Source organism: Pseudomonas sp. SIMBA_068 (assembly GCF_046534705.1).
In the GTDB taxonomy this organism is placed as follows: Bacteria; Pseudomonadota; Gammaproteobacteria; order Pseudomonadales; family Pseudomonadaceae; genus Aquipseudomonas; species Aquipseudomonas putida.
Genome location: NZ_JAWRYI010000010.1, coordinates 176,915 through 190,287, shown reverse-complemented (window position 1 = coordinate 190,287; position 13,373 = coordinate 176,915). Strand labels below are relative to the sequence as shown.

The window sequence follows — 13,373 nt, the reverse complement described above, 5'->3', positions numbered from 1 at the left end:
GGCGGACAGGTGCTTGCCTTGGTTTTTGTGGTGTTGCGCAGATCGAGCGCCGCGCGGGCGGCGCTCGATTTCACAGGCGCTGAAACCCTCAAGGCAGGCACCTGTCAGCCCTCACACCTTCTTCTGCGGCTGCGGTGTCGACTCGATGCCATCGAGTATCGCCTCAATCACACCCTCCGCCATTTCAATCGCATGCAGGTTCGACCAGAACATGCCACGGCCCTCTTCGCGCATGTAGTCCAGGGCTTTGTAGCCGGTTTCGTAGGCGCTGCGCAGGTACAGGGCTACGTGGACCAGAGCATCCTCGGCAGAAATGTTTGGGTTGACGGTGAAGAGTGGATCGTGGCCGGCATCGCAGCGGCCGAAGGGGCGGGTGGAGGTGCATGGGAGGGGTGGATCGGGGACTATTTTCTTCATCATTGGAAAATGCTCCTCAAGGCCGCCAACCCTCACTACCACGTGAATGGGTGGCGACTGTACGCGAGGTGGTAGACCCGGGCATTTTCCAATCCAGGCAGGCTCGAAAGCCTCCCACGCACAGCCGCCATAGACTGTCATGGAAAAAATGCATCCGGGCTACCACACCCGATCGCCAAGTTATTCGGCGACGGATAGAGCCTAAAGACACTGGTTCCTACTGAACAGGTGATGGCAGGGGACGCGGGTCGTAGGATATTTCCCAATCCTCAAACCGGACAACCATTCGAGACAAAATCAGAAAAATCTGCAGGGGTTGGCGGCCAAATCGCCGGCAAGCCATGTCCAGTACTTGTGGGAGCTGGCTTGCCTGCGATCGAGGGCGAAGCCCTCGCCAGCGGTATCAGCCCGGGCGCACAACCTCGCCGGTTGCCAGGTTGCGAATCACACTCGGGTTCTTCCGCCCCCCCAGCGCGCCGCCAAGCACCAGGTCCAGCTGGCCGTGGAAGTACTGCTCCACCCGCAACCGGGTCTTCGCCGCCGGGCGCCCGCCGGGGTTGCACGAGGTGGAAATCAGCGGCCCCACCAGCGCGCACAGTTCACGCACCACCGGGTGGTCACTGACGCGCAGCGCCACAGTGTCATGCTGCCCCGTCACCCACTCGGGCAGCAGGTCCTGGTGCGGCACCAGCCAGGTATTCGGCCCCGGCCACGTGCTGCCCATGCGGTCGATCCAGTCTTCGGGGAAGTCCTCGAACAGAAAGTCGAACTGGCGGATGTTGTCAGCGATCAGAATCAGCCCTTTATCCACAGGCCGCGACTTCAGCGCCAGCAGGCGATACACCGCGTCCTCGTTCCATGGGTCGCAGCCCAGGCCCCAGACCGCTTCCGTCGGGTAGGCGATTACTGCGCCCGCCCGGATCTCACGTGCGGCTTGTTGCACACGAAAACTGCTCACCATTGCTGTTACTCCGCCTGAATACCTTGCTTGTGCGCAGTGTACTTAGCCCGCGCGGGCAAACCAACGCCCGGCTTCATTGCTGACCCGGCCTTCCAGCTCCAGCTCGGTCAGCTGCGCCAACACTTCGGCCAGCGGCAGCTCGCTGCAGTGTGCGAGGCTTTCGCTGGTTTGAGGCGCTGCATGCAGCAGGGCAAGCAGGGGATGGTCGAACCTGTCCACAACTGCAGGCGGCAGGTTCTGCCAACCCTTCAGGCTTTCCAGGATCTGCTCCACACTTTCCACCAGCAGCGCCCCATCACGGATCAGCTGGTGGCAGCCCTTGGCCCCCGGGTGGTGAATGGAACCCGGAATGGCATACACCTCGCGGCCTTGCTCGGCCGCCAGGCGCGCAGTGATGAGCGAGCCACTGGCCAAGCTGGCCTCGACCACCAGCACGCCCAGCGACAAGCCGCTGATGATGCGGTTGCGCCGTGGGAAGTTGCCGGGCAGTGGCCCGGCGTCCAGCGGATACTCGGAAACCAGCGCACTGCCGTTGTCGATCATCGCCTGCGCAAGCTCTTGATGGCGCTGTGGATAAAGTTTTTGCAGCCCCGTACCGAGCACGGCAATCGTGCACCCACCGGCCTGCAACGCGGCCCGATGAGCGGCACCGTCGACACCCACCGCAAGCCCGCTGGTAATGGTGAAACCAGCCTGCGCAAGGTAGCGGGAAAATGCCCGGGCGGTGTCGAGCGCCGGGGGTGTGGCACGTCTGCTGCCCACAATCGCCAGCTGAGGGCGGTCGAGCAAGGCCCGGTCGCCGGCAACGAAAAGCAGCGGCGGGGCATCGTCGATTTCTGCCAGCAAGGCAGGGTAGCCAGGGCCGTCCCACATCAGCAAATGCTGGCCGGGGCGCTCTAACCAGGCCATTGCGGCGAGCGCGCCCTCGCGTACCTCGGCACTGCGCCGGGCATCGATGGTGGCTTGGGGGATGCCCAACGCTCGCCAGGCCGAACCGGGAGCGCTAAGCGCACTAGAGGCGCTGCCGAACGCATCCAGCAAGGTGCGAAAACGTCGCAATCCTGTCTCGGGCAAGCGATGCAGGCGTAATCGAGCCTCCAGTTCGGCAGGCGGGCAGAGCGACGAATGGTAACTGGGCATGGGGATCGTCCTTGATCGAAACAGGGCCATCTACGTGGCACAACCTGTGGATAACTCTGTGAGTAACACTTTGAAAACCTGTCCATTGGCTGGGGGCTATAAAGCCCATAGACACCCTAGACGAGCTTGCCAGGTGCCGAAATCCCCGTTTCCCTTTATTATGTGTGCTCAGTTTTCAACCGAACGCACAGTGACTGCCTGACCTTATGGCCATCTTGAACATTCTCGAATTCCCGGACCCGCGCCTGCGCACTATCGCCAAACCGGTGACGGAGTTCGACGACGCCCTGCGTCAGCTGATCGACGACATGTTTGAAACCATGTACGAAGCCCCTGGTATCGGCTTGGCCGCCACCCAGGTCAACGTGCACCTGCAGGTCGTGGTCATGGACCTCAGCGAAGACCGCAGCGAGCCGCGCGTCTTCATCAACCCTACGGTCGAAGAACTGACCCACGACATGGGCCAGTACCAGGAAGGCTGCCTGTCGGTGCCCGGCTTCTACGAGAACGTCGACCGCCCGCTCCGTGTACGGGTCAAAGCCCAGGACCGCGACGGCAAGCCTTACGAGCTGGAATGCGAAGGCCTGCTGGCGGTGTGCGTGCAGCACGAATTCGATCACCTCAACGGCAAGCTGTTCGTTGACTACCTGTCGCAGCTCAAGCGCGACCGGATCAAGAAGAAGCTGGAAAAGCAGCACCGCCAGCAAGCCTGATCCCCACCTTCCTGAAGGCTTGCTCCGGCAAGCCTTTTTCTATTTTGAAGCGAGAACTCCATGCGCATCGTCTTTGCAGGCACTCCAGAGTTTGCCGCCGAACACCTCAAGGCCCTGCTCGACAGCCCTTACGAGATCGTGGCCGTCTACACCCAGCCCGACCGCCCGGCCGGCCGTGGCCAGAAGCTGATGCCAAGTGCGGTCAAGGCACTGGCCGTCGCCCATGACATCCCGGTGTTCCAGCCGCAGACTCTGCGCAACGCCGATGCACAGGCCGAACTGGCCGCGCTGAAGCCGGACCTGATGGTGGTGGTCGCTTACGGCCTGATCCTGCCGCAGGCAGTGCTGGATATCCCGCGCCTGGGCTGCATCAACAGCCACGCCTCCCTGCTGCCACGCTGGCGCGGTGCGGCGCCGATCCAGCGCGCCGTGGAAGCCGGCGACGCCGAGAGCGGCGTAACCGTGATGCGCATGGAAGCTGGCCTGGACACCGGCCCAATGCTGCTAAAGGTGGTCACCCCGATCAGCGCCGATGACACCGGCGGCACCTTGCACGACCGCCTGGCCGAAATGGGCCCGCCCGCCGTGGTACAGGCCATCGCCGGCCTGGCCGACGGGTCGCTGCACGGTGAAGTGCAGGACGATGCCCTGGCCACCTACGCACACAAGCTGAACAAGGACGAGGCGCGCATCGACTGGAGCCGCCCGGCCGTTGAGCTGGAGCGCCTGATCCGCGCCTTCAACCCGTGGCCGGTGTGCCACAGCACCCTCGATGGCGAAAGCGTGAAGGTGCTGGGCGCCAACTTGTCCACAGGCAAGGGCGCCCCGGGCGAAATCCTGTCCGCCAGCAAGGACGGCCTGGTCGTTGCCTGCGGTGACCAGGCGCTGAGCCTGACCCGCCTGCAATTGCCCGGCGGCAAGGCGCTTAACTTCAGCGACCTGTTCAACAGCCGCCGCGAGAAGTTCGCCGTCGGCAAGGTGCTGGGCCAATGAACCCACGTCTCGCCGCCGCCCGTGCCCTTGCCGCTGTGCTCAGTGGCAAGGCCTCGCTGAACAGCTCTCTGCCGGCACAACTGGACAAGGTTGATGAACGCGACCGTGGCCTGACCCAGGACCTGGCTTTCGGCACCGCACGCTGGCAGCCGCGCCTCGACCTGCTGGCCGCGCAACTGCTGCAAAAGCCTTTCAAGGCCGCCGACGCCGATGTGCAGGCGCTGCTGCTGGTCGGCCTGTACCAGTTGTTCTACACCCGCATTCCGGCCCACGCCGCCATCGGCGAAACCGTGGGCTGTGCCGACAAGCTGAAAAAGCCGTGGGCCAAGGGCCTGCTCAATGCCGTGCTGCGCCGCGCCCAGCGCGAAGGCGAAGAACTGCTCGCCGGCATGGAGCGCGACCCAGTGGTACGCACCGCCCACCCGCGCTGGCTGCAGAAGGCGCTGAAAGCCTTCTGGCCGGAGCAGTGGGAAGCCATTTGCGCCGCCAACAACGCCCACCCGCCGATGATTCTGCGGGTCAACCGCCGTCACCACAGCCGCGATGCCTACCTGGCACTGCTGGCCGAAGCGGGCATTGGCGCCAGCGCCTGCCAGTACAGCCGCGACGGCATCGTGCTGGCCGAGGCCTGCGACGTGCGCGGCCTGCCAGGCTTCGCCGAGGGCTGGGTGAGCGTGCAGGACGAAGCCGCGCAGCTGTCCGCCGACCTGCTCGAACTGGCCCCTGGCCAGCGCGTGCTGGACGCCTGTTGCGCCCCGGGTGGCAAAACCTGCCACTTGCTGGAGGCCGAAGCCGGCCTGGCGCAGATGGTGGCCATCGACCTCGAAGCCAAGCGCCTGACCCGCGTGCGCGAGAACCTCGACCGCCTGCAACTGGACGCCGAGCTGATCGCCTGCGATGCCCGCGACACCGCCAGCTGGTGGGACGGCAAGCCGTTCCAGCGAATCCTGCTCGACGCGCCGTGTTCGGCCACCGGCGTGATCCGCCGCCACCCGGACATCAAGCTGACCCGCCAGGCCGACGACATCCCGGCACTGGCAGCGCTGCAAGGCGAGCTGCTTGACGCACTGTGGCCGACCCTGGAAGTAGGCGGCATGCTGCTGTACGCCACCTGCTCCAGCCTGCCGACCGAGAACACCGAAGTGGTAGGCGCCTTCCTTGCCCGCACCCCGGGCGCCCGTGAGCTGGACCTGGCCACCGAGGCCGGCCTGCGCCAGCCCCACGGCCGCCAGTTGCTGGCCCAGGAAGGCGGCCACGACGGCTTCTACTATGCCAAGCTGATCAAGATCGCCGCCTCTCGCGGATAAGTACAAACGGTAGGGAGTAGCGGATGAAGATCATCATCCTCGGCGCAGGGCAGGTAGGCGGTACGCTGGCAGAGCATTTGGCCAGCGAAGCGAACGACATCACCGTGGTCGACACCGATGGCGAGCGCCTGCGCGACCTCGGTGACCGCCTGGACATCCGCACCGTGCAGGGCCGTGGCTCGCTGCCGACGGTGCTGCGTCAGGCCGGTGCCGATGACGCCGACATGCTGGTGGCAGTGACCAACAGCGACGAAACCAACATGGTCGCCTGCCAGGTGGCCTATTCGCTGTTCCACACCCCGACCAAGATCGCCCGGGTGCGCGAGTCGGCTTACCTCACCCGGGAAGAGCTGTTTCACAACGACCATATCCCGGTGGATGTGCTGATCAGCCCAGAGCAGGTGGTGACCAACTACATCAAGCGCCTGATCGAGCACCCAGGCTCGCTGCAGGTGATCGACTTCGCCGAAGGCAAGGCCCAGCTGGTAGCGGTGAAGGCCTACTACGGCGGCCCGCTGGTCGGCCAGCAACTGCGCCAGATCCGCGCGCACATGCCCAACGTCGACACCCGCGTGGCGGCCATCTTCCGCCGCGACCGGCCGATCACCCCGCGTGGCGACACCGTGATCGAGGCTGACGACGAAGTGTTCTTCATCGCTGCCAAGAAGGACATCCGCGCCGTGATGGGCGAGCTGCGCCGCATCGACGAGACCAACAAGCGCATCGTCATCGCCGGCGGTGGGCAGATCGGCGAGCGCCTGGCCGAAGCCATTGAGAGCCGCTACCAGGTGAAGATCATCGAGATGAACCCGGCCCGCTGCCGGCACCTCTCCGATACCCTGGAAAGCACTGTGGTGCTGCAGGGCAGCGCCTCGGACAAGGACCTGATGCTCGAAGAGAACATCGCCGACGCCGACATTTTCCTGGCCCTGACCAACGATGACGAAGCCAACATCATGTCGTCGCTGCTGGCCAAGCGCCTGGGCGCGGGCAAGGTAATGACCATCATCAACAACCCGGCCTATGTCGACCTGGTGCAGGGCGGTGATATCGACATCGCCATCAGCCCGCAGCTGGCCACCATCGGCACCCTGCTTGCGCACGTGCGCCGGGGCGACATTGTCAGCGTGCACTCGCTGCGCCGTGGTGCGGCCGAGGCCATCGAGGCGGTGGCGCACGGGGATTCGAAGTCGAGCAAGGTTGTGGGCAAGGCCATCGAAGACATCGCCCTGCCACCGGGTACCACCATCGGCGCCATCATCCGCGACGAAGAAGTGATGATCGCCCACGACGCCACCGTGATCGAATCGGGGGACCATGTGATCCTGTTCGTTGTGGATAAAAAACAAATCCGGGATGTGGAGAAGCTGTTCCACGTCGGCTTGAGTTTCTTCTAGGAGAAGAAGGCATGCGCGAATCGCTGGAGAAGATGCTGGCCAAGGGTGTGGATAACCCGCTGCTGAGGTTTGGCTTGGGCAAGGCCTGGCTGGATGAAGGCAACGGCGCTGAAGCGGCGGTGCACCTGGCACGGTGTGTGGAGCAGGATCCCAAGTATTCCGCGGCGTGGAAGCTGCTGGGCAAGGCGCATCAATTGCAGGGTGACCTGGCAGCGGCGCGCAAGGCCTGGGAAGACGGGATCGTGGCGGCACAGGCCCATGGGGACAAGCAGGCCGAGAAAGAGATGACTGTGTTCCTGAAGAAACTCAATAAAACAGCAGGTTGACGCGGTCCCTGTGGGAGCGGGTTCACCGCGAATGCGTCGGTGAAGCCAACATTGCATTCGCGGGTAAACCCGCTCCCACAGGGTCCCTGCTACAGCAGGCAGGATTGCATTCAGCCTGCTGTAAGCGCAGTCGATAACTCAGTACCAGCGCGGCTCGCCAGCCGGGCGCTTCTTGAAGCGTTTCATGCTCCACATGTACTGGCTCGGGTACTCGCGCACATAGCGCTCGACCACCTTGCTCATCGCCGCCGCCGACTCGGTCACATCGGTGCTGTACATCGCTTCGGGCGCTGCTTCCAGAATCACCCGGAAGCCCGAACCATCCGGCAGCCGCAGCGCATGCAGGAATACCCCCACCGCCTTGCCACCCGCCAACATGTTCGGCACGAACTTGCTGGTCAGCGCCTGGGTGCCCAGGAACGGCACAAACACCCCTGCCGATTCGGCCGGCTCCGGGTCGGCAGGAATACCCACCTGGCCACCGCGACGCACTTCCTTGATCACGCTGAGAATGCCTTCCTTGGTCGAAGGCGCCACGCGGTTGCCCATCTGCACGCGCTGCTCGCGCAACAGGTCATCCACCGCTTTGAGCTTCGGCGGGCGGTAGAAGATGATCGGTTTGCACTGGTTGCAGTAGAAGTGGTTCAGCACTTCCCAGTTACCCAGGTGGCTGGTGATACCCACCACGCCCTTGCCCGAGGCCAGGGCCTGCTCCAGCACTTCCAGGCCGTGCACTTCCTTGACCAGCTCCAGCGAACGCTGCGGCGGCCAGATCCAGGCACAGGCACTTTCGACAAAGGATTTGCCGATATCCCGCAGCGCCTGGCCAACCAGCTGCTCACGGGCAACCGGGTCCATCTCCGGGAAACACTTGGCCAGGTTGATTCGCACCACATTGCGCGAACCGTTGGGGACCTTCCACATCAGCCAGCCAATACCCGCGCCGACGCGCTGCACAGCGCCCCAGGGCAGCTTGGCAAACAGGCGCAGCACCCCGACCATCAGGGCGCCCTTGAACTTTTCCACAGGCGAATTCCTTATTTCAGCAAGGCGCGCATTGTAACCCCTCAGCGCAACAAGGCGGCGTAGCGATCGCAATCGGTGGTGTGGTCCATGACCATGCCGGTGGCCTGCATGAAGGCGTAGCAGATGGTCGGGCCGACAAAGGTGAACCCGGCTTTCTGCAGGGCCTTGCTCATGGCCTTGGCTTCATCCGTAACCGCCGGCACATCGCTGCGGCTTGTGAAATGGTTGACCTTCGGCGCACCGCCGACGAACGACCACAACCATTCGGCCGGGTTATCCACAGCCAGCCACGCCTGGGCATTGCGCCGGGCAGCCTTGAGCTTGAGGCGGTTGCGGATGATGCCGGCATCCTGCATCAGTTCTTCGATGCGTTCGTCGCTCATGGCCGCCAGTTTCACCGGGTCGAAGCCGTACATCACCTGGCGATAACGCTCGCGTTTGCGCAAAACGGTTATCCACGACAGCCCGGCCTGGAACCCTTCGAGCAAAAGCATCTCGAAGAGCAACGCCGGGTCACGCTGTGGCGTTCCCCATTCCTGGTCGTGGTAGGCCTGGTACAACGGATCGTCGGTACACCAAAAGCAGCGTGGCATAAGGCTCCAATGAGTAGAGGGCGAGGCGAATCAGGTTATACTCCCGCTCTTTACATCCGCATCCCCAGATACAGGTGAATTTCGTGAGCCAGCCTACGCCAGCCGTGCGTACCTTCCAAGACCTGATCCTCGCCCTGCAGAACTACTGGGCAGCTCAAGGTTGTGTGGTGCTTCAGCCCTACGATATGGAAGTAGGCGCCGGCACTTTCCATACCGCCACGTTCCTGCGCGCCGTCGGCCCAGAAACCTGGAACGCCGCCTACGTGCAGCCTAGCCGTCGCCCTGCCGACGGGCGGTATGGCGAAAACCCAAACCGCCTGCAGCACTACTACCAGTTCCAGGTAGTGCTCAAGCCCAACCCGGCCAACTTCCAGGAGCTGTACCTCGGCTCGCTGAAAGCCATCGGCCTGGACCCGCTGGTGCACGACATCCGCTTCGTCGAAGACAACTGGGAATCGCCGACCCTCGGCGCCTGGGGCCTGGGCTGGGAAATCTGGCTGAACGGCATGGAAGTCACCCAGTTCACCTACTTCCAGCAGGTAGGCGGTATCGAGTGCTACCCGGTCACCGGTGAAATCACCTACGGCCTGGAGCGCTTGGCCATGTACATCCAGGGCGTCGATTCGGTGTACGACCTGGTGTGGGCCGACGGCCCGTTCGGCAAGGTCACCTACGGCGACGTGTTCCACCAGAACGAAGTGGAACAGTCGACCTACAACTTCGAACACGCCAACGTCGACAAGCTGTTCGAACTGTTCGACTTCTACGAAAGCGAAGCCAACCGCCTGATCAAGCTCGATCTGCCGTTGCCGACCTACGAAATGGTCCTGAAGGCCTCGCACACCTTCAACCTGCTGGACGCGCGCCGCGCCATCTCGGTAACCGAGCGCCAGCGTTACATCCTGCGTGTACGTACCCTGGCCCGGGACGTGGCGCAAAGCTATCTGCAAGCCCGCGCACGCATGGGCTTCCCGATGGCCACCCCTGAACTGCGTGACGAAGTGTTGGCTAAGCTGGAGGCTGCACAATGAGTGCTCAAGATTTCCTGGTAGAACTGGGCACCGAAGAGCTGCCACCCAAAGCCCTGGCCACCCTCGGCGACGCCTTCCTGGCCGGCATCGAGAAAGGCCTGCAGGCCGCTGGCCTGAACTACACCGGCAAACAGGTGTACGCCGCGCCGCGCCGCCTGGCCGTGCTGATCCGCCAGTTGGACGTGCAACAGCCTGACCGCAGTATCAACATCGACGGCCCGCCCCTGCAGGCTGCTTTCAAAGACGGCGAGCCGACCCAGGCTGCTCTTGGCTTTGCCAAGAAATGCGGTGTAGATCTGTCGGAAATCGACCAGAGCGGCGCCAAGCTGCGCTTCTCCCAGCATATCCCGGGCAAGTCCACCGTCGGCCTGCTGCCAACCATCGTCGAAGATTCGCTCAACGACCTGCCGATTCCCAAGCGCATGCGCTGGGCGGCCAGCCGTGAAGAGTTCGTGCGCCCGACGCAATGGCTGGTGATGCTGCTGGGCGACCAGGTGGTCGACTGCACCATCCTGTCGCAGAAAGCCGGCCGTGAATCCCGTGGCCACCGCTTCCACCACCCGGAAAACGTCGTCATCACCACCCCGGCCAACTACGTCGAAGACCTGCGCAAAGCCTACGTGCTCGCCGACTTCGCCGAGCGCCGCGAGCTGATCAGCAAGCGTACTGCCGAGCTGGCCATGCAGCAGGAAGGCACCGCCATCGTGCCGCCTGCGCTGCTGGACGAAGTGACTGCCCTGGTCGAGTGGCCAGTGCCGCTGGTGTGCTCGTTCGAGGAGCGTTTCCTTGAAGTGCCACAGGAAGCCCTGATCACCACCATGCAGGACAACCAGAAGTACTTCTGCCTGCTGGACAGCGAAGGCAAGCTGCTGCCGCGCTTCATCACCGTGGCCAACGTCGAAAGCCGCGACCCGAAGCAGATCGTGCAAGGCAACGAGAAGGTCGTGCGCCCACGCCTGACCGACGCCGAGTTCTTCTTCAAGCAGGACAAGAAGCAGCCGCTGGAAACCTTCAACGAGCGCCTGAAAAACGTGGTGTTCCAGGCTCAGCTGGGCACTGTGTACGACAAGGCCGAGCGTGTTTCCAGACTGGCTGCGTTCATTGCCCCGCTGATCGGCGGCGACGCCCAGCGCGCCGGCCGTGCCGGCCTGCTGTCCAAGTGCGACCTTGCCACCGAGATGGTCGGCGAGTTCCCTGAAATGCAGGGTGTTGCCGGTTACTACTACGCGCTCAACGACGGTGAGCCGCAGGACGTCGCCCTGGCCCTGAACGAGCAGTACATGCCGCGCGGTGCTGGCGCCGAGCTGCCGCAGACCCTCACCGGTGCTGCTGTGGCCATCGCCGACAAACTCGACACCCTGGTTGGCATCTTCGGCATCGGCATGCTGCCCACCGGTAGCAAGGACCCGTACGCCCTGCGCCGTGCCGCCCTGGGCGTGCTGCGCATTCTGATCGAGAAGCAGCTGGACCTGAACCTGACCGGTGCGGTCGAGTTCGCAGTCAAGCAGTTCGGCGCCAAGGTCAAGGCCGCCGGCCTGGCCGATCAGGTACTGGAATTCATCTTCGACCGCCTGCGTGCGCGTTACGAAGACGAAGGCATCGACGTGGCCACCTACCTGTCGGTGCGTGCCCTGCAGCCAGGCTCCGCTCTTGACTTCGACCAGCGCGTACAGGCCGTGCAGGCTTTCCGCAAGCTGCCAGAAGCCGAAGCTTTGGCCGCGGTGAACAAGCGTGTATCGAACCTGCTGAGCAAGGCCGAAGGCGCCATCGCCGAACAGGTCGAGCCAAAGTACTTCGACAACGCCAACGAGTTCTCGCTGTACTCGGCCATCCAGCAGGCCGACCAGGCCGTGCAACCGATGGCTGCTGCACGCCAGTACAGTGAATCGCTGGCCCGCCTGGCGGCCCTGCGTGACCCGGTCGACGCCTTCTTCGAGGCGGTGATGGTCAACGCTGAAGACGCCAAGGTACGCGCCAACCGTTATGCCCTGCTCAGCCGCCTGCGCGGCCTGTTCCTGGGCGTGGCCGACATTTCGCTGCTGGGGTAAGCCTTGAAACTGCTGATTCTCGACCGTGACGGGGTCATCAACCATGACTCCGACGCCTACATCAAGACGCTGGAAGAATGGGTGCCGATCCCTGGCTCGGTCGAGGCCATCGCGCAGTTGAGCAAAGCGGGCTGGACGGTGGCCGTGGCCACCAACCAGTCCGGCATTGCCCGGGGCTATTACACACTGGCAACCCTGGAAGCCATGCACGCACGCCTGCGCGAGCTGGTGGCGGAGCAGGGGGGCGAGGTGGGCCATATCGTGTATTGCCCGCACGGGCCGGACGCAGGCTGCGATTGCCGCAAGCCAAAGCCTGGCATGCTGGTGGCGATTGCCGAGCATTACCACGTCGCCCTGCAAGGCGTCTGGTTCGTCGGCGACAGCAAAGGTGACCTGGAGGCCGCCCTGGCCGTCGGTGCACAACCCGTGTTGGTGAAAACCGGCAAGGGCGAGCGGACCCTGGAAAAAGGTGTCCCTGAAACTACACTGATTTTCGACGATCTGGCAGCTATCGCCAGAGAACTAATTTAAACGGTGCGCCTTCGGGCGCATTTTTCTCAGGCGGGCATGCCCCGCAACGGTACAAGCCACTATGTCGATCCTGCAGGCGATCAGAATCTTTCTTTTTTACCTGCTGCTGGGCACCAGTTCGCTGCTGTGGTGCTCGCTGAGCTTCTTCATCGCGCCGTTCCTGTCGTTCCCCAAGCGCTACAGGTTCATCAACGTGTACTGGTGTCGCTGCGCGCTGTTCCTGGTGCGCACCATTCTCGGCATCGACTACAAGGTCACCGGCGCCGAGAACGTGCCGAATGAGCCCTGCGTGATCCTGTCCAACCACCAGAGCACCTGGGAAACGTTCTTCCTTTCCCAGTACTTTTCGCCGCTGAGCCAGGTGCTCAAGCGTGAACTGCTGTACGTGCCGTTCTTCGGTTGGGCCATGGCCATGCTGCGGCCGATCGCGATCAACCGCGACAACCCAAAGGAAGCATTGCGCCAGGTGGCAAGCAAAGGCGACGAGCTGCTCAAGCAGAAGACTTGGGTACTGATCTTTCCGGAAGGCACCCGCGTGCCGTACGGCACCGTGGGCAAGTTCTCCCGCGGCGGTACCGCGTTGGCCGTGAATGCCGGGCTGCCGGTGCTGCCGATTGCCCACAATGCCGGCAAGTTCTGGCCGAAGACCGGTTGGGGCAAGCGTGCCGGTACCATCGAAGTGGTGATTGGCGAGCCGATGTACGCCAATGGCACCGGGCCACGTGCCATCGCCGAGCTCAACGACCGCGCAGCGGCGTGGAACGAAGCCACCCAACGGGCCCTGGGTTCGCTGCCGCCAGCCGATGAAAAAACCCAACAGCAGACCGCTTGATGATCTGTGGATAACTTGTGAGCAGTTTTTCGATCAAATGCTTGAAGTGAACGCTAAG

At 63.4% G+C, this 13,373-nt stretch carries 14 protein-coding genes; 9 read left to right on the top strand and 5 right to left on the bottom strand.

Translation table 11 applies throughout. The features are described from left to right. Positions 1–111: 111 nt before the first annotated feature. From SB756_RS22150 to dprA, 3 genes are all read right to left on the bottom strand, one after another. A complete protein-coding gene (locus SB756_RS22150) occupies positions 112–420 on the bottom strand; it encodes a hypothetical protein (protein WP_341797187.1) in 309 nt (102 codons plus the stop codon). Positions 421–820: 400 nt separating this feature from the next. Continuing rightward, positions 821–1,378 carry an L-threonylcarbamoyladenylate synthase gene (locus SB756_RS22145; protein WP_011953122.1) on the bottom strand — a complete coding sequence of 186 codons (558 nt, stop codon included), beginning with the start codon at positions 1,376–1,378 and terminating at the stop codon, positions 821–823. Positions 1,379–1,420: 42 nt separating this feature from the next. After that, positions 1,421–2,518 carry a DNA-processing protein DprA gene (dprA, locus tag SB756_RS22140; protein ID WP_016497370.1) on the bottom strand — a complete coding sequence of 366 codons (1,098 nt, stop codon included), beginning with the start codon at positions 2,516–2,518 and terminating at the stop codon, positions 1,421–1,423. A gap of 206 nt (positions 2,519–2,724) precedes the next feature. Between dprA and def the strand changes: the two genes are divergently transcribed. Genes def through SB756_RS22115 form a run of 5 tightly spaced genes read left to right on the top strand, consistent with a single transcriptional unit; the run spans position 2,725 to position 7,254 of the window. After that, positions 2,725–3,231 (top strand): peptide deformylase, encoded by a 507-nt coding sequence (gene def, locus SB756_RS22135; protein ID WP_016497369.1) that lies wholly within the window; start codon positions 2,725–2,727, stop codon positions 3,229–3,231. 60 nt (positions 3,232–3,291) lie between these two features. After that, positions 3,292–4,224, top strand: coding sequence for a methionyl-tRNA formyltransferase (gene fmt / locus SB756_RS22130; protein ID WP_341797186.1), 933 nt, complete (start codon positions 3,292–3,294; stop codon positions 4,222–4,224). Next, positions 4,221–5,531: a 16S rRNA (cytosine(967)-C(5))-methyltransferase RsmB gene (rsmB, locus tag SB756_RS22125; protein WP_016497367.1), complete on the top strand. Its 1,311-nt coding sequence runs from the start codon at positions 4,221–4,223 to the stop codon at positions 5,529–5,531. The genes fmt and rsmB overlap by 4 nt, the downstream gene beginning before the upstream one ends. Before the next feature lie 23 nt (positions 5,532–5,554). Beyond that, the gene (gene trkA / locus SB756_RS22120; RefSeq protein WP_063422582.1) at positions 5,555–6,928 is read left to right on the top strand and encodes a Trk system potassium transporter TrkA; all 1,374 of its coding nucleotides are present in this window, start codon (positions 5,555–5,557) and stop codon (positions 6,926–6,928) included. 11 nt (positions 6,929–6,939) lie between these two features. Further along, the gene (locus tag SB756_RS22115; RefSeq protein WP_341797184.1) at positions 6,940–7,254 is read left to right on the top strand and encodes a tetratricopeptide repeat protein; all 315 of its coding nucleotides are present in this window, start codon (positions 6,940–6,942) and stop codon (positions 7,252–7,254) included. 138 nt (positions 7,255–7,392) lie between these two features. Here the strand turns inward: SB756_RS22115 and SB756_RS22110 are convergent, their stop codons facing one another. Together SB756_RS22110 and SB756_RS22105 are read right to left on the bottom strand one after the other, a co-directional pair. Continuing rightward, the gene (locus SB756_RS22110) at positions 7,393–8,280 is read right to left on the bottom strand and encodes a lysophospholipid acyltransferase (protein WP_016489937.1); all 888 of its coding nucleotides are present in this window, start codon (positions 8,278–8,280) and stop codon (positions 7,393–7,395) included. 41 nt (positions 8,281–8,321) lie between these two features. Further along, positions 8,322–8,873 (bottom strand): DNA-3-methyladenine glycosylase I, encoded by a 552-nt coding sequence (locus SB756_RS22105; RefSeq protein WP_410911856.1) that lies wholly within the window; start codon positions 8,871–8,873, stop codon positions 8,322–8,324. Positions 8,874–8,956: 83 nt separating this feature from the next. Here SB756_RS22105 and glyQ point away from each other — a divergent pair, with 83 nt between their 5' ends. From glyQ to SB756_RS22085, 4 genes are all read left to right on the top strand, one after another. Further along, entirely contained in the window at positions 8,957–9,904 is a 948-nt protein-coding gene (gene glyQ, locus SB756_RS22100) for a glycine--tRNA ligase subunit alpha (RefSeq protein WP_019471032.1), read from the top strand. Continuing rightward, positions 9,901–11,952, top strand: coding sequence for a glycine--tRNA ligase subunit beta (gene glyS / locus SB756_RS22095; protein WP_341797181.1), 2,052 nt, complete (start codon positions 9,901–9,903; stop codon positions 11,950–11,952). Before glyQ ends, glyS begins: the two co-directional genes overlap by 4 nt. 3 nt (positions 11,953–11,955) lie before the next feature. Then, positions 11,956–12,483, top strand: coding sequence for a D-glycero-beta-D-manno-heptose 1,7-bisphosphate 7-phosphatase (gene gmhB / locus SB756_RS22090; RefSeq protein ID WP_341797180.1), 528 nt, complete (start codon positions 11,956–11,958; stop codon positions 12,481–12,483). Between the two features lie 61 nt (positions 12,484–12,544). Then, complete coding sequence (locus SB756_RS22085; protein WP_016497361.1) at positions 12,545–13,315, top strand: lysophospholipid acyltransferase family protein; 771 nt, start codon at positions 12,545–12,547, stop codon at positions 13,313–13,315. Positions 13,316–13,373: the final 58 nt, after the last annotated feature.

Coding starts and splice junctions, on each gene's coding strand:
- SB756_RS22150 (WP_341797187.1), bottom strand. CDS start 420: ATGATGAAGAAAATAGTCCCCGATCCACCCCTCCCATGCACCTCCACC.
- SB756_RS22145 (WP_011953122.1), bottom strand. CDS start 1,378: ATGGTGAGCAGTTTTCGTGTGCAACAAGCCGCACGTGAGATCCGGGCG.
- dprA (WP_016497370.1), bottom strand. CDS start 2,518: ATGCCCAGTTACCATTCGTCGCTCTGCCCGCCTGCCGAACTGGAGGCT.
- def (WP_016497369.1), top strand. CDS start 2,725: ATGGCCATCTTGAACATTCTCGAATTCCCGGACCCGCGCCTGCGCACT.
- fmt (WP_341797186.1), top strand. CDS start 3,292: ATGCGCATCGTCTTTGCAGGCACTCCAGAGTTTGCCGCCGAACACCTC.
- rsmB (WP_016497367.1), top strand. CDS start 4,221: ATGAACCCACGTCTCGCCGCCGCCCGTGCCCTTGCCGCTGTGCTCAGT.
- trkA (WP_063422582.1), top strand. CDS start 5,555: ATGAAGATCATCATCCTCGGCGCAGGGCAGGTAGGCGGTACGCTGGCA.
- SB756_RS22115 (WP_341797184.1), top strand. CDS start 6,940: ATGCGCGAATCGCTGGAGAAGATGCTGGCCAAGGGTGTGGATAACCCG.
- SB756_RS22105 (WP_410911856.1), bottom strand. CDS start 8,873: ATGCCACGCTGCTTTTGGTGTACCGACGATCCGTTGTACCAGGCCTAC.
- glyS (WP_341797181.1), top strand. CDS start 9,901: ATGAGTGCTCAAGATTTCCTGGTAGAACTGGGCACCGAAGAGCTGCCA.
- SB756_RS22085 (WP_016497361.1), top strand. CDS start 12,545: ATGTCGATCCTGCAGGCGATCAGAATCTTTCTTTTTTACCTGCTGCTG.